The sequence below is a fragment of the Parapedobacter brassicae genome (assembly GCF_051400755.1).
Classification (GTDB): Bacteria; Bacteroidota; Bacteroidia; order Sphingobacteriales; family Sphingobacteriaceae; genus Parapedobacter.
On the sequence record NZ_JBLFFL010000004.1, the window covers coordinates 114,511 to 135,603 of the forward strand.

Genomic DNA, 21,093 nt, shown 5'->3' on the forward strand with positions numbered 1-21,093 from the left:
TTCCATCGTATCGTACACGATACGAAAATAACCAAAAATCGTATCGTGTACGATACGATTTTGTAATTGGCGGACAATGCCACTGAAGCAGGCTGATACTCATCAAGGATGACAGCCCCTACTGCCTCACTAGGTTAATGGTTTCAATCGCCTTTTCCAGCACTTCGTCGCGGCCGGCTTTAATCCCTTCGATGGTGGGTTTCACCTCGATATCGGGCACGATGCCCACACGCTGGGTTTCGCCGCCATCGGGATAGTACACCCCGATGCCGCTGATTCCCGTGCGAATACCGCCCGGCAGCATAATCGGCGATACGTTGCCATCGGCTCCGGCCGTGGTTGATCCGATCACCGTCGCGTTTGGATGCGCCCGGTACGCCATCGCATGGAATTCGGCTTGGCTTTGAGAAATCTCGTTGACCAAAATGACCACTTTGCCATCGTAGCGGTTGCCACCGTCGGTGCCGACACTCATCGGCGGTCCCAGTGTGAATAAACCCGGGTGCTGCACATCCCCTCCGCTGAACACCACAAAGGGGGTCGGTTTGGGCATGAGGTAGCTACTAAACACATGGATCGGGAAATGCGATGGATAATTCCGGATATCAATAATCAGCCCTTTTGTTTGCCGGATCTTATCCCAAAACCCGGGCACGTACTTCGTATTCAGCGACCCGTTGTTGATGTACGCGATGTCATCCGTGAGCAGTTTAAAACTCGTGTCCTGCACGATGAACTTATTATTAAACTTGAGCGTGCTGGCTCCAAAAGTCTTCAATTCGGCGCGATGCGTCTGCCCATCCCGCATAAATCCGATAGCGATGGTTGAATCATTCGTTCGCAACAGGTTGGAAGCCATATTACGCAGCTGTGTCGGGTAGTTGGATGCAGGCGCAACCTGCAGGCGTTCAGCGATGAAATCCTCAACAGGCATACCGCCAATGGTGGCGATCACATCGCCAACCTCCAGGCCGGTTTCCTTGCCCCATTCGGGGTGCAGGTAGCCGCTTACCATGGCCTTTTCTTCCACGAAGGTCAGCTCCACGGGCGCGTACCGTGCGCCAAAATAGGTATTCAGCGCAGGTGCGCCCCAAATGTTGGCGTGCGTATCGTGTATCCGGGCTATCAATTCCAGCAAAGCCAGTGTATAAGTCGTGGAATCCTTTACTACCGCAAATTTGGGGACAAACTCCTCCAAAACATTTTTCCAGTCTTCTTCGATCAGGTTTTTGTAAGGGAAAAAATACTGGATCATGTTCCAGTACCGGAATAGGGCCAGCATGCGCATCCCGTCATCCTCTGGCCGCATCCTCGGATAGGCATTTTCGTTCTTGAAATCCGGATTGCCGACGATGGGATGCATGCCGATGTAGAAGTGCTCTGCTGTGCGTGCGGCGTCTTTGACACGGAGCAGCAACGACGTAAGCGTATCCGAAAATACACTAGAGGTAATCCACTCCAGGTCAGGCTCCATTTTCACTGGCGCATCGGGGCGCTGTTGCGGTCTCATTTCAAACGCGCCAAGCCGGTTGATCCATGCCGTCAGTGCATCGTCTCGTTGCCGTGTAGTTTCGGCGCTCACTATCGCGGGCATCACCCGGAAGAGTTCATAATCCCAATTGAAATCCCCCTTGGCGATATTGGGGTGATAATACTTCAGGAATCCCCATACCAAGCCAAGCACTTTCAGGTTTTCGGTACGCTTCTGGTCGAGCGTGGGCAGACTTATCCCTGAGCCGTTATCAAACTCCTTATCCAACTCTGCGGGCACCCTCTTCATCTCGATAGGCTTCAACGCAGCGATATCTTGGCCATCGACACTTACTGTCAGCCCATCGATCCACATTTTGCCTTTGCCCACCAACAATCCACCCAAGGCGATCTGCTCCGTTTTTTCAGCGTTCATATCAAGGATCACTTCGTACTTCGTCCAGTCGCTGGTGCCGGTTATCCCACGCTGCTGCATGTTATCGAAGGCGATTTGCGGATCGATGCGCATCCACAAACCTGCATACCCATCGGTCACATTTTCCGTTTTGATGTAGCCCGAAAGCGTTATCTTTTTGCCCGGATAACTCGGGATGGTAATTCCCCAAGCTTTGAAGCCCGGTTTCCCTTCATTAAACTCAATGACTGCCGCATATTTCCCATCTTTCGCATGAAGCGAATCGAGTGACACCGAGTACGTCGTATCGCCGAAGTGGCTCCACCCGGCAGCCGCGCCGTTGGCGGCTATTTCAAAGTCAAAATTAAATAGGGTACGCTTTTCGGCTGGCTGGCAAATGGCCGATAAGGTCATGGCGAGCAGTAAAAGAAATAGGAAGGTCTTTTTCATGATTTTAGTTGTCATTGTACGGTTCCCAGGTTGCGCTGGTTAGCTTTACTATGCAAGATAAGAAACATCGGTGAGAAGTACCAAAAAAATCTGAATGACGCTATTAGGCACTCATTTCACCCGGCGGCCCTGGCTGTCATACACCACGATCAACGCCGGTTTTCCGGGCACCACCGGGAGGCGTGTTTTTGATTTACCCGGCACGATCGCGGTTACATACGGCAATTCGGTAGCCATCACGGTGCTCACCGGCTTGTCGGAGAGGAACAGCAGCACCTGTACGCTGTCTCGACTCCGGTTGCGGTATACCAATGTTTGTGACGGGTCTATGGTCGCTACCGGTCGGCTGTTGATTATTTGATAATCTACAGCCCGCAGTCTATCGCCGTCAAAGGCTTCTGATTTGAGCATCAGGTAGCCTTTGGGAGCCAGATGCCGTAAGTGTTTAAAGTCGTTCTGGCTGATCGTCAGCGGGTCGATGCCATATCGTTCCTTAAACAGCGCCGCCATCCACTTCTTTCCATTGGGTGCGGGCGTTTCCAGGATATGGTCCATACCAGCCAATACCAGCACCTTTGCTGTTGGGTCCTGAGCGAAGGTTTTATTGAATAGGTTTTCGGCTTGCCCTTCTTCACGGTCTTTCGCCGGGTCGGTATTCTCATAGGCCACCAGCGTGAATCCAAGTACCAAAGCCTTGCGTATTAGCCGTGCATATTGCTGTTCCTGTGTATAAAACCCGGTTTTCAGATTGATTTGGCGAGAGGTGTTGACAGCTTCCTCCTGATCTGAGTCAAGCGCTTCCAGCGCAAGGTACCGGTACCCCACGGCGTGCAGCGAATCCAGTAGATCAGCCACCAGCAGCCGGTGGTTGGGATAAAAGTGGTTTTCGTTAATCATGACCAGCTGGCGGTTCCGAGCCTCGGTGGCGATGACATCCAGCACTGCATTGCCCGTCACGGCCGGTGTATGGTCCAGCACCTGCCGAACCACCGAATCGCTCATCATGCGTTGCTCTAGTGCTTCCAACGCCTGCCGGTACGGCGCATTGTCTCCCAAAAACGAGGCATAAGTGAGGATCAATTGCGTTTTTGTCCACCAATCCTGATCCGAGTGGGTTGGATATTGCTGCACATTGTTCAGCACTTCGTACAGTTTATTGGTCTTTATCTCCGTAATGGAAAACATTGGCGCTAACCGCTCGCCCCAGAGCGAATCAAATGTGAGCCTATTCCAGATACTAATCAAGTCTTTTTCCACAGACGGAACATCCTCTTCGCTTCCGGCAAATCCAAAAAAACCGAATCGTCGTCCGTTGATGCAGGTATCCCGGCGCAAAACAGCGGTTCCGCTGTTTGGGCTTCCGTCGGCACAAGCATCATTTACGGTGAGTGCAAAGGAATAAAAGGGAGGGGCTTGGGTACTGCCCCATAGTACCAGGCTGTCGCCCGTAGCCAACGGGATATTCCGCACCAATCGACGCAGCGTTTTGACGTCGCGTTCAAAAGCAACATCTCCAAAGGATGGCACTAACAGCGAAAGTGCGTCATTGTATACCACGTTGTCGTACAATGGCAAATAGCCATTCTGTGCAAAATGGCTGCTAATCCGCGCGGACCGGCAAGCTGAAAACAGACCTGCCAAACCGCCGAGAACAGCCAAGCATAAAAACGTATTCCGGCTCATGGCTACAAAACTAATATTTTAGTTTTTAAATTGCAACGTAATGGCGGAGATCAGCTGAATGATGCTAAACTTGCTTCTCCAGAAGCAGGTGTACGTTCTCCCACTGCCCGACCTTTGTGATATGAAGATTACGCAAAAACATATCGAAAAAGGTTTGGTGTTTATCGTCCGGTTAGCGTTGGTTGGGTTGTGGGTTCCGGTCGCAGCGGACAAGCTGTGGGATCTTTCGAGGTTCCACAGCACCCTGCTGCGGCAGCCAATCCCCGATTGGTGGGCCGATATCCTGTTCTGGCTGCTGCCGCTGTTGGAATTGTTGGCCGCCGTGCTGATTGCCTGGCCACATCATCGGAAGCGAAATTACCAAGGGCTATGGCTTTCGGGTGTGCTCATGCTCGGCTTTACCCTCTTTATCCTTTTTGGCGTACTGGGCTGGTACGAAAAGCGCCCCTGTGGCTGCGGGTCGGTTATCAGCGGCTTAAGCTGGGAGGACCATCTTTGGTTCAATGCCGTCTTTCTCCTTCTTTCTATTGTCGGTATTTGGTTTACACGCGCCCGCGCGGGTCGGCGTCGCTCGTACCGAAAGCCTGTACGCCTTTTCTTCGAACAACGCGCGGTTAGCTTCCGCCGGTTATATCGGTTGGTGATGCTACGCATGCGATTCCCGCGGAAATTCGCGGTATTCCGGCGCAGGGCCGATTAACTTACCTACCCGCTACGGCCCTCCCGCAGGAAGCGGAGCAGCCGCAGCCGTGACCGGAATCTCCACGTCAGTGACCGGAAAGTAGTTTATTTCATTTTCACTTAAACATTTTTGGTACCCTTTTTTCGATGTGTTAGAAAAAAGTTCCCGTTATGGCTAATAAAGCAATAACATTCATTAAGCAGTATTTTTTCATGTTGGCCCTGGCGGCCACGTTCGTTGGGTTTTCGGCGTTCAAGTATGCTGAACGGTTTGCTGCTCCTCAAAGCGGGTGGTATGAAGTAGAGGCTACAGGAGATGTTCCTTCAGAATATGACAATCCTGAAAACCAAACCATTGGAAGTCATTTGGAAAGTGATCCCAGCGGGGATTGCAATCCGACCAATGAGGAAAAGCCGTGTGCGGTTTTTCTTGAATTCGATGAGTTGACGTATACCGGACCAACGGACATTGAGAATATGACCGTTGAGGAAATTGCGGATGAACCTGGCGCTGAGATTTCGCCTTCTTCCGCTGGTAATAGCGACGGCTATTCCCGGAGGGATCAGTAATCCAAAATATATAGGTTGCCCAATTAAAAAGGGAGGCATTAGCCTCCCTTTTACCTAGTGTTTTGCTCCAAACCACCCAGCTCGATCACATCCTCGGGGATGGGCCATACATATTTGGCACTATTCGGCTCCAGTGTATACATGGTATCATCAATTTTCCGTCGGATTGTTTCCGCCCACTTCGGATCTTTATTCAAACGTCTCAGATCCTCCCACCTCAGGCCACGAAATGCTAACTCCCTCTTTCGTTCATCCAAGACAAGCGCCAACACTTGATCCGCATCCAATTGATTGTATGGCTGGAAGATGCCAGGTTCAAAACGCATCTCATTCAGCCGATTCACATCTGCCAATGCCTGGTCTGTAGCACCTAACCTTGCACTGCATTCGGCACGGATCAACAAGAGTTCTCCGGTTGTAATCCCTGTAAACGGAACCGTTCCCCCGAAATAGGATCCTCTATAAAAGATATTGCCATCGCTCCCCGTATCGTAATATATGCGACGTCTTAAATCACGCTTGTTATAAAGAGCCAAAAGGTTTGTATCCACTTCCATACGCGAATTGTGCAACACGGTAACTGTTGGTGACGCACTGAAAAACACCACTTCTATATTGCTTTCTCCATAGTCCTGATCAAATGGATAGGAAATATCCGTTGGTAACGTACTGTAGTCTATCAGTTCATTTTGAATCTGTAATGCCTGATCTGCGTATCTCCCAGCCTCTTGATAATCTTCCAATTGAAGGTGGACCCGTGCTAACAACCCAAATGCCGCCGCCTTGGACGGCCGCATTTTGACCAATCCGCGATCAGGCAGCAAACTTACCGCCTCTTCCAGGTCGGTTACTATCCGATCGTATGTTTCAGCTAATGTTGCCCGTTTTGTTTTGAGTGTCACGTCTGCTTCGAGCCGTAGAGGGATGCCCAAATCCCGACTGGCTGCATTTCTGTCAAACGGCTTACAAAACAGTTGAGCCAATTGATAAAAATTATATGCCCGAAAGAACAATGCCGATCCTTTGACATTGTTCCATTCGTCCGCCAGTGATGGCTCCGGTTGGCTGTTAGACGCTCCGTCCAATGCGACATTGGCATTGAGAATACGCATATACGCCCTATTCCAATCATCCAGCGTATTTCCTTCATACACATTATCGGCCCATACATAGGCATTTTTCTGTATGACCGCACGCAACGGCAGTGCATGCCATGTACTGCTCGACAGGTAGTATTCGTCGCTTCCCACTATGCTCAACAAGTAACTTTGGCTTCCGTTCATCAATGAGGCGCCATTATCCAATATCGCCTGAAAGTCCGCCGCAGTATGCGGTGTCACAATGTTTGAAGTTGTTTTTACTTCAAGAAAGTTTTTCCCGCAGGACGAGAGTACTACTACAAAAAATATAAACCTATAACACTTCATAGTTCCGTATTTAACATCAAAAATTACATTGCACTCCAAAAGAGAATGATCGTGGCGCCGGAAAGGTGGCATCCGAATAATCCGGATCGATACCCTGTTTATTTGCCTTCCACACCACGCCGAGGTTGCGCGCGTAGATGGAAAATCGGATGGACTGGAAAGGTAATTTTCTGAATAAGCTATAAGGCATCGTATACCCAAGACTAACTTCTTGGAGGCGAATATGATCCCCTTTTGTAATCAACGCTGCAGAATTCCGATATATCGATCCCGCTCCCGTGTTTTGCGCGGTTTGTTGTTCAATCGGGATCGCAGCCGGTACGTCTGTTATCCGTTCGTCGCCGGGTTTCTGCCAACGCCTGAAATAATCTTCGTGGTAAATCCTGTTAAAATCATCAAATGGGCCTATGGAAGCCCGTCGGAATACGTAGCCAGCTTTCCATGTAAGCAAGGCACTCAACTCCAATCCTTGCCACGCGAACACATTACGGATAGACCCGTAGTTTACCGGAATAGATGTACCTGCTGTTAGCAATTTGGTGTAGTCCATATATTCGCTGAAGTACGTTGAATACTCCGTGGTCTGCTCACCGTCCATGAACACAATGGGCAGCCCGTCTGTTGGCGACAATCCATGCCAGGGCAGTGTATAAACTACGTCCCGAGACGCCCCTACGATTGGTGGCGGAGTACTCCCCGTTAGGAAACGGGAAATACTCGTCACCTCATTGGTATTAAAATGGGTGACCTTATTCCTCACCCAACTGGACAGAATGGTAGTCGTCCAATTAAATTGCCCCGTTACATTCTTCGTAGTTACCTGAACATCCCAACCCTGTGTTTCGATGTTAGCATAATTGATCTTATACTCCCCGATAATGCCCGTGGTGGGGTCCATATAATCGTCACCAATCAGGTCAGACCCTTTTTTGAAGTACGTCTCCACGCTTCCGCTCACCCGGTTCCCGAATGCCCGCCAATCCAAACCCAGGTTAAGCGTGCTTACCTTTTCCCAGCGCAACGACGGGTTTCCTACGCTGGTCAGCGTAGCCATATTCAATATTGTAGACGCAGATGAATACCGAATCGTGGGGAAATGGGTTACAGACTTGTTCACATTTCCCGAAATCCCGTACGTAGACCGCAACCGCAAATAAGGCACATATGCAGCCAGATGATAGAAATTTTCTTTTGAGATATCCCAACTCCCACCAATCGACCAGAGCGGCACGCCTTTCTGGTTGGCCTTCACACCGAACAGGTTGCTCCCATCCCAACGCAGGCTGCCACTTACAATGTATCGGTTGCGATAGGTATAGCTGGCATTTGAAAAATAAGAAAGATCCCTATTGGTAAACCTACCTCTGATAACCGAAGCATCCGGTATCCGGCCACTTCCACTGGGTAGCTTGGGGTATGACTGGTTAAAGTTATAGTTACCGTTCCCGGTCATGTGTTCTTCATCGTAATTGTACAATATCGAACCCCCAAAACGGTCGCTTATACTTTGCCTTACTTCCACGCCTGCCAGGCCGGTCAGTTCGTGGCCTCCATCCCACCTGTTCTGGTAGTTGATCTGCGCCCTTCCCTGTTGTATGTTGGACACGGTAGGAGATCCGATTTGCAGGATGCCATTGTAGGGGATGATTTGCGAACCATCGGGCTGCGTAAATCCATTGACTAAATTCCTTACGTAATAGCTATCTTTTGAATAGAAAGATTGTGATGTGTTGTTGCCGTTTATGTACTGATAGGTGAATGCCGCACTGAGTCCCTGCCATATTTTGGCGTTGACACTTGCATTCAACCGCAATTCCTTATAACCGTTGATGCGGTCTGACAGGTGTGGCTCTTCCACTGGCCGATAGCCCCAATCCAGCAACCCATTTTCCTGAGCCGCTGCTGTATACGGAAATGCCAGATCCTTGGTTACGGCTAAGCTGTTTCCATCTTCATCAACTAACCTAAGATAAGGTGAGATCCCGATATTAGATTGACCCAGATTTTGAAGATCAACACCGTTATTACGGTTTCGCTGGTTTACATAGGCCACGCCGACATTGATTTCCATTCCATCATAAGGTTTGAAACGGTTACGCATGCCCAGGTTCAATCGGCGGCCCTCATCACCTATCAATCCGCCCTTCGTGCCATGGTACCCTGATGTAAGGTTATATCCATATCGTTCAGTACCGCCATTTATATTTAGCGCATACTGGCTGAAAGACGCTTTGCGGTAAAGGTATTCCAATGCTTGTTGGCGGGTATCCGTTTGGCGCAGGACCTTTTCCTGCGCAGTGAATGCTTCCGCATCGAGCGTGCCTTCATCCAGTGCATGCAATAGTTCCACGTAATAGGGATTCGTGACGTTATCTGCAAACGAATAGTGGCCCAACTCGTAGCGAGCTTTCTCAATCTCCATCACGGTTGCCGAAGGCAGCCATTCCTGTGAATAGAATAGATCCGGTTTTTCCGTAATATTCGTGTTCGCATTAAATGCAACCCTCACCTTGCCGTCGTTTCTCGCCTTTTTACTGGTAATCACGATGACACCGTTGCCGGCCCTTGCTCCCCAGATGCTGGCCGCCGCCGCATCTTTCAACACGTTAATGCTCTCGATGTCGTTGGGATCGATGTTGTCGATGCTTCCTTCATACGGGAAATTATCCAACACGATCAGGGGCGTTTCATCCGATTCAATGGTGGATAATCCCCTCACGCGGATATCGGCTGCGGACGTGCCATTGGGATTCACGAACTGCAAACCGGGAGCAATGCCTTCCAACCGCTCCAGTATATTGCCGCCGATGGCCCGTTGGAGCAATGCGCTGTCTACCTGTACAAATGAACCCGTAGCCCGTTCCTTGGGCACGGTATAGTATCCGGTGCTTACCTCCACGGCATCCAGCATATACCCTTCATGAGTTAGGTATACATCCAGTACCGCCATAGAACCCTGAACCGCTATCCGTTGGCTTACATAACCCACGTGCGTAATCACCAGGGTATCGGCACCGATCACTCTTAATGAAAAGTGACCGTTCCCATCGCTTGAGACTGTACGTTCGGAGGCAGACAGTTTAAGTGATGCCCCGGAAATCGGCTGTTTACTTTCGGCATCGAAGACCCTGACCCGGATGGTTGACTGACCCGATGCAAATCCAACGGAAACCAGTAACAGCAATAGAAAGGAAAAGCTTTTTATATTCATTTTGCCCTCCCTTCTTCCAGCGTTTCGCTATTGGTGAGGCGGATCATGGAGGTGTACTCAACGGGTTCGCCATCCAGTAGTTTTCTCAGCTTCACGATGTCGTGCCCCTTGTCGTCGGGTATGGCGAAAAGTTTCCCCTGGCAAATCATCACCACCCCACCCACTTGGTAGCGGTTGAAGAAATGCCGATTTACGATATGGTAGTTCTCCCCGACCAGTGCGGGCAGCGACCAACTTCGTTGCTGTATGAATGGCAATGCCCGGTCTGCAACATCCATATGTACGGTCAATACTGCCAGTTCGTCGGGAAATTCTTTTTGGATAACTTCCCACTGATCTACCGATTTGACGCAGGGCGCACACCATCTCGCCCAGAAATCCAGTATCAGCAATTTCTTGCTTTGGTACTCCCGCAGCGTGATCACGGTCCTCCCTTGCGGATGGTTGACTACCGAAACAGGCAAATCCCATAGGTAATCAGGGATACTGTCACCTATAATCAGCGGCGTTACCTTGGATAAGTCTCTCGTTAAACGGATATGATTATTTTTCAAACGGCCATCTTGGATAGGTACGCGTTGGGATTCATATCCCATATAACTGACCAACAATACGGTGTCAGCATGAGATACAATTTCGAACGTGCCGTTTGTGTCGGTAAACGACACCTTATCTGACCCCTTGACCCTGATCGCAACCCCCTCCAATGGAAGATTTGTGACTGCGGTTATAACCGTTCCTTTCAGCAGCCTGTTATGAGATGCGGAGTCAGCATCGCACACTTCTTTCTGCTGGGCAGAAGCGCTGATGCTTATCACAGAAAGCAGTATCATCACCCCCATTGCGAGGCCCAGCCCGGGGAGGGCTGGAGCCTGGCTGGGGTCTGCACACATGAAAGATCTTACTGGCTTTATCCGGAGGGTATATCCCCGCGATATCCGAACTGTACGGGCGGGGCGCTGGCCGGACACGCATATCCATCCGCACCGCAGACATACCCCAAGCATACCCTGGGCTGACCGCAAGCATACCCGAAGGAGGCCCCGCGTTGCGAACAATCGATGAACTGTTAACTTTCGTTTATGTTTTTTTATTTGGTTGGTTGCAAAAAGGGCATAGCTATCCCCTAAGCGTAATTTTTGCTTCATTTGTTGTTTGATTTTAGGTGTAAGAAAAATGGGTTAATTCAGGTTCTTACACCAAATCAAACAGGATTTTTCGCTATGCTTTTAAAGAGGTTACTCGTGGAGATCATCCACGTTTTGTTAGACACCAAAAGACCATCGTCCCTCCTATCTTGGATAGGCTGGATGGGTTTAGATCCGATGGTTCTTTTCTTTAGTTTCACTACTCGTTATGGTTAGTAACGAGTCTTATATGCGAGCAATCCAAAATAAATGTGGGGCTGCACACCACGGCTACACTAAAGTTTCTGACGCCTTACGTAACGCGGATTTACAGCAGCCCCACATCTATCTTGATATGCAAAGATAACATATCCAAGAATAGACATGGGTATATCCTGCTGCCTTGCGTCACGGCGTCAGAAGTGTAGCCGCAAGACTCTTTGTCAATACCTCATTGAAATACAAATGGCAATCTCTATGCAATCATTTGTGTCTCAACGCAGCAAATATAACGATTAGGATTCAAAAAAAGAAAATTATGTCACTTTTTGTAATTACATGCTATATGACATTAGCCATATGGCTAATTTAAACAAGGAAATGATCCGGCAGAATATCTTCAAATTGCTGGATTATTCAGGATTGACGGACGTCAGCTTTGCCAATCTGTTAGATGTTTCCGACAAACAAATCAAGCGTATAAAGAAGAGTGAGGCAGCGTTCAGCTTTGATAATATCAATAAATCGTGTGATTTCTTCGGGAAATCGCTGTCCAGCATTAACAACAAGGAAGTAGAAGTAGACCGAAGGTTCAGGGACAAGCTGATCGCCAAGCACAAAGGCAACACCGAATATAGCAAAATTCTTGAAGAAAGGCCCTCTATTACCTATGCCATCAATTTTGAACTACTGGAAAATGAGTCATTTAAAACCAGTGGGCTTGACGTTAGTAGTATCAGTCATATTTTTGAAGAACGTGGTTGGGAATATTCGAGCTCTTACATATCCTTGGCGATGAACCGTAATGCAGAGCGGATTGCCAGACAACCTCACCCCTCGAAGCCGAGAAGGTATGTGTATAGGAGGAAGTAGTGGATCCTCGCTGTTAATAATTTTCCAAAATTTTCTTGATTTGAATTGCTAAAAATTTTATCTTTACAGAACCAAAATATACTAGCAAAAAGCACTGGTTCGTTATCAAGCTCATCAAGATATAATTGCAATGAATGAGAAGATTGTGCGGTTGTTGGAAAGAGGGTGAGTAAGTTATGTTTGACGACCGATACCATATCGAAATTGATGACAAACATACTGTATATGAGTTTACTAGCGTTGGACCAAGAGGTGTCCACAAAATTGTGAAGTATTCCGAAACCAACCTGAAAAATCTCTTCAATTTGGGTTTCGGTGACAAAAATCTAGAAACGAATGAAGTAGACGATTTGGTTGTAACTAATAATGGCAATAGCCAAAAAGTATTGGCAACAGTTACCGCGACGGTCTACCATTTTACAAACCATTATCCTGGAGTATCAATCATTGCAACGAGGAGCACTAAAGCCAGAACCCGACTTTATCAAATGGGTATTTCCAATAATCTGGACGATATAGAAAAGGATTTTCAAATATATGGCTTAAAATCAAAAAAATGGGAACGCTTTAATAAAAAAACAACTTACGAAGCCTTTATTGTAAAACGAAAAAATTTGTAACTTTGTAAATATGAGCGTGCTTAAGAATAACAAATCGAAGAGCAAAAAGGAAAAAGCAGATTTCACTGTCAACAAGGATTTAAACAAATATCGTAACATAGATTTGTTTAAGGATAAGGTTGACAAGGCTAACCACATCCTGAAGACAGTGGGATTACCCAAAGAGTGGTAGTCTTCACCATTTTTGCCGTGTAACCCATAAGTGAGGGGCCTTACTGCCATTCAGTAATTTTTCTATTTTTGGACCTAAGCCTAAGATAAAATTTGGCCTATGAGATTACCACTAGATTTCGACATATTACGTGTCCCAATCGCTGATATTACTTGTCAATTTTCTTATATTTATTTATAAATAAGATAACATGGCAGAATACAAGTATAGGTTTTTCTTAAAATTTGGCAAACACGAACATATCGAATCTCTGCGGGAAAAAGGACAGATTTACATGAATACATTAGACTCCATCCGTAAGCTTCCGCAGGAGACATTAATCGGAGATAAATACGAAGGCATAGTGTTCTTAAAGCATTTAAAAGACGCTATTATTTCTGGAAAACAGGGCAACAAGAAGTTTTCTTTTGCTATGAAAGGCATTGCTCATGCTTATCCAACAGAAAAAATTGAGGGCAACATCTACTGTCTGTATGGTGGAGATGAAAATCTATTAGAGAAACACTATAAAGATGATCACGGAATTTTACCCTTGGGAGACACGTTTGCGTCTACAGAATATATGGCTGTAATCAACAACCCCCGGGAGTTTATTAGAAGACTGGTCACGCATCTTGAAATGGCTGGGTTCAACCCGACATACTTCCCGGTTAGATATTTGGATTATGACAAGTATGAAGGAAAGCTCGACCAATTTTGCAAACGTAAAAAATACGAAGGTCAAAACGAGTTTCGTATCTATGTGGAGAATAACAATAACAAGCCGCTAAACTTCGAGATTGGCGATTTATCCAATTTATGTTATATTGGAAGGACAGACGCACATTTGAATTTAAGATACAAGGCATTTAACAGTGACGCAGAACCAGCCGTTTTTTAGAACTGGGAACAAACTGGTTCGTTTTGTCAACGAAGGACAACCGTTTCGTGTGATTTAAATTCAATCCTTCAGGATTCAAAATACGGAGACACACCGTGCTCGGTCACGTACTCCTCAATTTGCTGCATCTCTTTGGTTGGCACCAATTGAATCGGCTTAAACGACTTTAGATTTTTCCAGATGTCGTGGTGGTCTTTCAGCTTTTTGGGGGGTTCATCACCTACGAAGAAAAATTTGGCGTCCTTATCTTTCTGCTTGATGGTATCGACCAAAAATAGATGTGCGCCAATTTGAAGCTTGAGCACGTGTAGCGCTTTATTGAAATCACTTATCTCCCCTACTACTTTTACATCATTCTTGCCAATAAACGCTACCTTCGATGGAACGATTAACCCGGTTATGTCTTTTTCAGTAAGCTCCACATCAAAATTGACATATCCACCGATTGTCTTTATCAAACGCTTCTTCACATATGCAATGGGGTCATGCCCCTTTACTTGCTGCTTAGGTAAGGCAAACACAAACTTTTCAAACAATTTATTGAACGTCTCCTCGCTAAGCTCCGTATTGAGCGGTACCGGCTTGGAGAAAGTGATTAAATTGTTTGCATATACCGAGAGGTAATCCAAATAGCTTTCGCTCAAAAAGCGATGGCCCGTGTGTCCCTTAAGTACGTCAGCCTGGCACGACGATGCAAGTTGCTCAATAGACCGTAGGTTTGACTTAACAAGCTGGTATACTCCATCGGGCAACAAGTCTTTGATCACATTCAATTTATCAGCAGCATACGCAAAATAACATCGGACACCGTCAGCCATGAACAGGCCAATAGTGATGCGTTCGTCCTGATTAGGACGAATACTGCAATACAAGATGGAATAAAACGTTTTCATCATGCTCCTTTTGTTAGTGCTGCCACCAGCTCCCTGAAATTGGCTTTGGTATCAGCCAACCAAGTCTTGCTTTCGATGACGGCGCTGCGGATTTGGTATTCTAATTGCTTTTTATCAGCGCACCATGCAACCGGCATCGCTGCGATGATTGTGGACAACATACCACCGCAATTTGATACAAAGGTAGGAAAGTTATCCAATATCGTATTGGCTTCCTTTGCTATTTTCTTGGGGTTATATAACAAAACGTGCGCCAAATCAGCGTATAAGATGCTGTCTTCTGGGGTAAGCTGGGCGATTTGCTGCCCTAACCGGCAACCATCGAAAATTTCAGTGTGGTCTATAGGCACAATCTCAAAACGGTCGCTCTTAGGCTGCACCAACAAATTATAATTATTTACACTTCTATCGGTATTTGCAAGCCACAGGTCAAACAAAGCGATCTTCAAAAAAATCGTTCTGCTTTGATACTTGCCGAGCTCGCGGTAATTCCCCTTGAGCCCGACCATCAAATTGGAAACATCTATCACCTCATTCTGATAACGCAGCCCAAAAATCGGCTTATTGAAATGGTGGGGTTGGGTCCGATTTGAAATGATTTCCGGATTTATATGTTCCGGCAATATTTTTACGAATGCTCCCGGCAAGTGGGGTATTCCCCAAGCACCAAGAAAACAGAGGGCACAGTATTCGTTAATTAGTTTGCTATTGGAATCGTATTTACAGAGGTATTCTTCAAAATCGTCCGCCATTACCACAACGGGCCTGCTTCCGCCGGTTTCTATTGCTCGGCTTATGGATGATACGGATACTCTTGAGGGTAGCAAAGGTAAAAGCAGTTAGTTGCGGTAAATATATGTATTTGAATGAGAAGGAACAACAACTGAGTGAAAAGCACAATCAAAATAAACAACAACTTCATCGAATCGGAAGCGACCCTATTTTATTGAATTAATAGAATTGTAGTATATTGGCTTTTTGAAACTCGTTGAGGAATATTAAAATATAAAAGATGACCAAAACCATAAACCAAATTGACCTACGCAAAGCTATAAACCCGGCATACAAAAAATTCAAACCACTGCGGAGAGCCATCGAGGACTTCATTATCAAACTCGATAAATGCATTACCGCCATCAAAATCATCGACGAGAAAAACGAAAGCGAAGAACACCTTAAGTCGCCAATCAAGCGGTTTCTGGAAGATACGTTTTACGGTAAACATGAAATCAACACTAAAGGTCGCATCGACCTAGCCATCTACCTGGGCAAAGATGCCAATACCGATGCAGGGGTTGTCATCGAAGCAAAGCGTCCAAGTAATAGAGCTGAATTTCCGACCCCAAATAACCTGAATAGAAAAGGTTTACAGGAATTACTTTTGTATTACCTACGCGAACGCATCAACCTGAAAAACAACAATATTAAGCATCTTATTATTACCAATGGGATGGAATGGTTCTTTTTCAAAGGCGAAGATTTTTACGAGTTGTTCTACAAGAATAAATCCTTGGTAAAAGAATATGAACGATTTCGTGATGGCTTAAAAGATACCTCGAAGAATGAGCTTTTTTACAAAGAGATAGCCTCGAAATATATCGAGATAGTAAAAGATAAGCTTCCCTTCGTACACGTAGATTTCCGGAATAGAAATATCATTGAAATCCGGGAGCGGGAATTGGTGAATATTTACAAACTATTCTCAGATGTACACCTATTGGGCAAAAGCTTTGGAAACGATAGCAACCAGCTCAACAAAGAGTTCTACAACGAGCTACTGCATATTATCGGCCTTGAAGAGGTTAAAGAGAATTCTAAGCGCGTTATCCAACGAAAGAAAAATGAAGAAAGGGATTATGGTTCTTTAATTGAAAATACAATTTTCACACTGGAAGACAAGGACTATTTGAACCGCGTTAGGGATGTCCAGAATGACGAAAACAAGTCATTCACAATAGGCTTAGAATTATGCCTCACTTGGGTAAACCGTATCCTGTTTCTCAAACTATTGGAGTCGCAATTGCTGACTTACAACAATAACCTTACCGACTTCAAATTTTTGAATGTCGATTTCATAAAAGGATTTGACGAGCTCAACGACTTGTTTTTCTCGGCTCTGGCGAAGCCTGCTAGCGAGCGACACCAAAAGTATGCTGGAAAATTTAACCATATCCCCTACCTGAATAGTAGCCTATTCGAGCATACTAACTTGGAGAGCATTACATTTGACATCACAGCCTTGAAGGACGAGCAAATGGAGGTGTACGCTTCTACAATTCTCAAAGATAGCTCCGACCGCAAATTCAAAGGCAAACTCAACACGCTTGAATACCTTTTTCGATTCTTGGACGCCTATGATTTCTCGACCGAAGCGGGCGCGGAGATCGATGACAAACAGGATAGAAAGACCCTGATCAACGCATCAGTCCTGGGGCTAATCTTCGAAAAAATAAACGGTTACAAGGATGGGTCATTCTATACACCGGGCGCCATCACCATGTTTATGTGTCGGGAGACGCTACGTAAAATCGTTGTCCAGAAATTCAAAGAATCTGAAAACGAAAACATCAACGATTTTGATGATGTGAAATCGTACTGCGCACGTTTCTTCAAAAAAGAAGACGTTCGCCGCTTCAACGAAATCATAAACTCCATCAAGGTGTGCGATCCTTCCGTGGGTTCGGGGCATTTCCTGGTTTCCGCATTGAATGAATTGATCGCCATTAAAAGCGAACTCGGAATATTGATTGATGAGCAGGGTCGGCAGCTACCCTGCGAAGTAACTATCGAAAACGACGAACTGTACATCCTGGATGCGCACGGAGAACTGTTTGAATATCAACGAGAATACCCTAATAGTCTGCGTCTGCAAAAAGCAATCTTCCACGAAAAACAGACTATAATTGAAAACTGCCTTTTTGGTGTGGATATCAATCCGAACTCGGTTAATATCTGTCGATTGCGCCTATGGATCGAACTCCTTAAGCATGCCTATTATACCGGCGATGGCGAGCTGCAGACCTTACCCAACATCGATATCAACATTAAGCATGGCAACTCTTTGGTCCATCGATTCGCACTCGAGGATAGCCTGAAGGCCGCTTTTAAGAATAAGGAAATCAACCATTCCATAGAGGAATATAAATTAGCGGTCAACGAATATAAAGAGACAAACTCAAAAAACAAGAAACGGGCAATACAAGATATTATTGACTCCATCAAGAACAATTTCCAATCTACCCTCGATAAAAAAGTCATTGAGGAAATACAGAAAAGCAAAGGCAAATTTGAGCAGGAGGAACTACGACAACAAAACCTGCTGCTATTTGGCGAAAAGCTAAGCAAAGCCGATAAAGAAAATCTTAAAAAGCTTAAAACAAAGGCAGAAAAAGCCCAGAAAACAAAAGACGAAATCTTGAATAATGCCAGTTTCAAGAATGCATTTGAATGGCGTTTTGAGTTTCCAGAAGTACTTGACGACGAGGGGAATTACATCGGCTTCGATGCATTGATCGGCAATCCCCCGTATATCCAATTGCAAAAGATGGGCTCCGAGAGCGAAGTGTTGCTAAAGATGAACTATGAAACTTATGCCAAGACCGGAGACATCTATAGCTTGTTTTATGAGCTTGGTTTTCGTATTCTACGCTCTAAAGGATTACTTACTTTCATTACGTCGAGCAAATGGATGCGCGCCGCCTATGGAGAAAGTCTCCGCAGATTCTTTGCGGAGAAAACAAACCCAATGATCTTGATTGATTTTGGTGGTGCGCAAATCTTTGATACTGCCACCGTTGACACGAACATATTGATGTTTGCCAAGGATAAAAATAGACAACAAACACAAGCTTGCATTATCAAAGAAAAGGTGTTAAATAATTTGAGCGTTTTTTTTAGGCAACACCTGACATTGGCCGAGTTCAACAATTCAGATAGTTGGGTGATCTTCTCTTCTATTGAGAAGAGTATAAAGGAAAAAATCGAGCGTATCGGAACACCGTTAAAAGATTGGAACATCCAAATCAATTACGGCATAAAAACAGGTTATAACGAAGCCTTTATCATTGACGGTGCAAAACGTAAAGAACTGATCGAACAAGACCCTAAAAGTGATGAAATTATACGACCCATTTTACGTGGCAGGGATATAAAAAGATATGGGTATGACTTTGCGGATTTGTGGTTAATAAATGCCCATAATGGCATTAAGGACAAAGGTGTAAAACCAATAGATATAACGAGTTATCCAGCAATTAAAAGACACCTTGACCAATTCTACCTGAAATTAGAAAAACGGACTGACAGAGGAGATACTCCATACAATCTGAGGAATTGTGCTTATACGGAGGATTTTTATAAACAGAAAATTATATGGGGTGAAATTTCTGATCGCACGAAATTTTCAATAGAATTGGAGGGAAAATATTTCAATGAAGCTACCACTTTTCTCATGGTTGGTGAATCCATACTCTATTTGGTAGGCTATTTGAATTCGAAACTTTCGGAATATTTCTTTTCCAAAATTGGCACGACAACAGGAGTCGGTACAGTACGATGGAAAAAATTTACTATTGAGCAACTTATTGTGCCCAGACTGAGTTTAGAAAAACAGTTAGAATATGAAAGTATAGTCTTAAAAATCATTGACTGCATTGAAAATAAACGTAGCTATAAAGATCTTTCTAGTGAAATTGACCACTTAATTTACAAGGAATTTCAGCTTAGTTCGGATGAGATAAAATTTATTGAGCTTCAATGAATTTGATTTCTTCTACTGTAAGCCCGCAAACTTCGTAAACTAAGGTATCGATTTTAGTTTTATCTATCGATCCTTCTATTAGTTGGGGCAATAGCTGTATGAATTCTTGCTCTGGCCCTTCTTCTATAACCGGAACAGGTAACTGCTCTATTGTGAATTTAGACCATTGGAGAGTTCCAACCCCAGTAGTCGTAGCAATTTTAGAAAATAAGTACTCGGCCAAGCGAGAATTCAGAAAAGATACTAAATATTCAAGTTTGGGGCCAGTTAGTAGGTAACATTTATTGTTTACAAAATACTTGTCGTTATCATCTAAAGCAAAATTCGCATTATCGGAAATTTCTCCCCAAACTATTTTTTGACGATAAAAATCCTCCCAATAATTTATACTATCTTGTGTTTCAAACCACTGATTATTAGTCTTTTTTCGAGCACCTTTATCGCCATTCTGCTTAAGTCTATCGTATCCGAACGACATAAGGTGTTGTTTTATAGCAGGATACCGCTCAATATCTACCCTTAGACTTGGAAACGTCGTAATCAGATGTAAATCAGCAAATTCATATGAATATCGTTTGATATCGCGTCCCCTCAATAAGGGTCGTATAATTTCATCTGATTTAGGATCCTTGTCTATAAGTTCCTGCCGCTTCTTTCCATCGATGATAAATGCTTCATTGTACCCTGTTAAAATACCCCTGTAAATGTTGATATCCCAGTCTTTAAGTGGCGTTCCGATAGCTTCAATTTTTGCTTTGATACATTGCTCTATCCCACTCAAAATTACCCAGCTCGAATCGATTGGAAACTGGCAAATAGAAGCCGATTGCCTAAAAAAAATGCTCGTTTTTGTGCCACAAAAAAGCTTTGTTTTATTTTAGTCCACTCACGTATAATTTAAACCAGTATTGTATAACATTTTTAGACAGATTTAGCTATGATTTACGGTTACATTCGGGTAAGCACAGACAAGCAAACAGTAGAAAACCAGCGATTTGAAATCAATGATTTTTGTGGACGAAGCAAGGTAGTGGTCAACCGATGGATTGAGGAAACCATCTCAGGCTCAAAAAATGTAGAAGATCGAAAGCTTGGACGGCTGCTAAAACGCATGAAAAAGGGAGACATATTGATCTGCTCCGAATTGTCGCGCTTGGGCAGGAATCTATTGATGATAATGGGTGTCTTAAATGAATGCATGAACCGTGATATTCTCGTTTGGACAATCAAGGACAACTATAGACTTGGCAGCGATATCAATTCCAAGGTACTGGCATTCGCCTTTGGTCTATCCGCAGAAATTGAACGTAATCTTATTTCTCAAAGAACCAAGGAAGCATTAGCCCGGAAACGTGCTGAAGGCGTCGTGCTTGGCCGCCCAATAGGCCGAAAAAACACCAAATTGAAGTTGACGGGCCAAGAAAAGAAAATTCAAGAATTGCTCGACAAGCAAGTGTCATATTCCGCCATCGGACGTATCCTAGGGGTTCATCGTCTGACGGTATCCAACTTTGTCAAAAGTAATCCTAACTCATTACGGGTAAGACTTTTCAACTGATAGCTTATCGGTAAACATAAGCAAATCGCCCTACGGCTCCATTGAACACTGAGTGACTGTCAGCCCCGGGTTCTCGCTGATTATG

At 45.1% G+C, this 21,093-nt stretch carries 15 protein-coding genes; 7 read left to right on the plus strand and 8 right to left on the minus strand.

Features of this window, described 5'->3' with window-relative positions; translation table 11 throughout:
- Positions 1-118: 118 nt before the first annotated feature.
- Positions 119-2,350: a S41 family peptidase gene (locus tag ACMGDE_RS13000; protein ID WP_436833236.1), complete on the minus strand. Its 2,232-nt coding sequence runs from the start codon at positions 2,348-2,350 to the stop codon at positions 119-121.
- A gap of 96 nt (positions 2,351-2,446) precedes the next feature.
- Entirely contained in the window at positions 2,447-4,018 is a 1,572-nt protein-coding gene (locus tag ACMGDE_RS13005) for a hypothetical protein (RefSeq protein WP_436833237.1), read from the minus strand.
- 121 nt (positions 4,019-4,139) lie between these two features.
- On the opposite strand from ACMGDE_RS13005, the gene ACMGDE_RS13010 reads away from it, so the two are divergent.
- Both ACMGDE_RS13010 and ACMGDE_RS13015 read left to right on the plus strand, forming a co-directional pair.
- Entirely contained in the window at positions 4,140-4,718 is a 579-nt protein-coding gene (locus ACMGDE_RS13010) for a MauE/DoxX family redox-associated membrane protein (RefSeq protein ID WP_436833238.1), read from the plus strand.
- Between the two features lie 152 nt (positions 4,719-4,870).
- Positions 4,871-5,269, plus strand: a complete 399-nt coding sequence (locus ACMGDE_RS13015) for a hypothetical protein (protein WP_436833239.1) — start codon at positions 4,871-4,873, stop codon at positions 5,267-5,269.
- A 50-nt stretch (positions 5,270-5,319) separates the two neighbouring features.
- Here ACMGDE_RS13015 and ACMGDE_RS13020 read toward each other — a convergent pair whose 3' ends face one another.
- The 3 genes from ACMGDE_RS13020 to ACMGDE_RS13030 are packed head-to-tail and all read right to left on the minus strand — an operon-like array spanning position 5,320 to position 10,800.
- A complete protein-coding gene (locus ACMGDE_RS13020; protein WP_436833240.1) occupies positions 5,320-6,768 on the minus strand; it encodes a RagB/SusD family nutrient uptake outer membrane protein in 1,449 nt (482 codons plus the stop codon).
- Positions 6,713-9,907 carry a SusC/RagA family TonB-linked outer membrane protein gene (locus tag ACMGDE_RS13025; RefSeq protein WP_436833241.1) on the minus strand — a complete coding sequence of 1,065 codons (3,195 nt, stop codon included), beginning with the start codon at positions 9,905-9,907 and terminating at the stop codon, positions 6,713-6,715. Before ACMGDE_RS13025 ends, ACMGDE_RS13020 begins: the two co-directional genes overlap by 56 nt.
- Complete coding sequence (locus ACMGDE_RS13030) at positions 9,904-10,800, minus strand: carboxypeptidase-like regulatory domain-containing protein (RefSeq protein WP_436833242.1); 897 nt, start codon at positions 10,798-10,800, stop codon at positions 9,904-9,906. Before ACMGDE_RS13030 ends, ACMGDE_RS13025 begins: the two co-directional genes overlap by 4 nt.
- 813 nt (positions 10,801-11,613) lie before the next feature.
- Between ACMGDE_RS13030 and ACMGDE_RS13035 the strand changes: the two genes are divergently transcribed.
- The 3 genes from ACMGDE_RS13035 to ACMGDE_RS13045 all read left to right on the plus strand — a co-directional run bounded on the left by ACMGDE_RS13035 (position 11,614) and on the right by ACMGDE_RS13045 (position 13,798).
- Positions 11,614-12,126: a hypothetical protein gene (locus tag ACMGDE_RS13035; RefSeq protein WP_436833243.1), complete on the plus strand. Its 513-nt coding sequence runs from the start codon at positions 11,614-11,616 to the stop codon at positions 12,124-12,126.
- A 176-nt stretch (positions 12,127-12,302) separates the two neighbouring features.
- Positions 12,303-12,746, plus strand: coding sequence for a DUF6934 family protein (locus ACMGDE_RS13040; RefSeq protein ID WP_436833244.1), 444 nt, complete (start codon positions 12,303-12,305; stop codon positions 12,744-12,746).
- Positions 12,747-13,108: 362 nt separating this feature from the next.
- On the plus strand, positions 13,109-13,798 hold the full coding sequence (locus tag ACMGDE_RS13045; protein WP_436833245.1) for a hypothetical protein: 690 nt from the start codon (positions 13,109-13,111) through the stop codon (positions 13,796-13,798).
- Between the two features lie 68 nt (positions 13,799-13,866).
- On the opposite strand, the gene ACMGDE_RS13050 is transcribed toward ACMGDE_RS13045, so the two are convergent.
- Together ACMGDE_RS13050 and ACMGDE_RS13055 are read right to left on the minus strand one after the other, a co-directional pair.
- Entirely contained in the window at positions 13,867-14,691 is an 825-nt protein-coding gene (locus ACMGDE_RS13050; RefSeq protein WP_436833246.1) for a C2 domain-containing protein, read from the minus strand.
- Positions 14,691-15,518, minus strand: a complete 828-nt coding sequence (locus ACMGDE_RS13055; protein WP_436833247.1) for a HipA family kinase — start codon at positions 15,516-15,518, stop codon at positions 14,691-14,693. Before ACMGDE_RS13055 ends, ACMGDE_RS13050 begins: the two co-directional genes overlap by 1 nt.
- Before the next feature lie 185 nt (positions 15,519-15,703).
- On the opposite strand from ACMGDE_RS13055, the gene ACMGDE_RS13060 reads away from it, so the two are divergent.
- Entirely contained in the window at positions 15,704-19,450 is a 3,747-nt protein-coding gene (locus ACMGDE_RS13060; RefSeq protein ID WP_436833248.1) for a type IIG restriction enzyme/methyltransferase, read from the plus strand.
- Here ACMGDE_RS13060 and ACMGDE_RS13065 read toward each other — a convergent pair.
- Positions 19,434-20,231 (minus strand): TaqI-like C-terminal specificity domain-containing protein, encoded by a 798-nt coding sequence (locus ACMGDE_RS13065; protein ID WP_436833249.1) that lies wholly within the window; start codon positions 20,229-20,231, stop codon positions 19,434-19,436. The two genes, ACMGDE_RS13060 and ACMGDE_RS13065, sit on opposite strands and share 17 nt — an antisense overlap.
- A gap of 156 nt (positions 20,232-20,387) precedes the next feature.
- On the opposite strand from ACMGDE_RS13065, the gene ACMGDE_RS13070 reads away from it, so the two are divergent.
- On the plus strand, positions 20,388-21,008 hold the full coding sequence (locus tag ACMGDE_RS13070; protein ID WP_436833250.1) for a master DNA invertase Mpi family serine-type recombinase: 621 nt from the start codon (positions 20,388-20,390) through the stop codon (positions 21,006-21,008).
- The last annotated feature ends 85 nt before the right edge of the window (positions 21,009-21,093 follow it).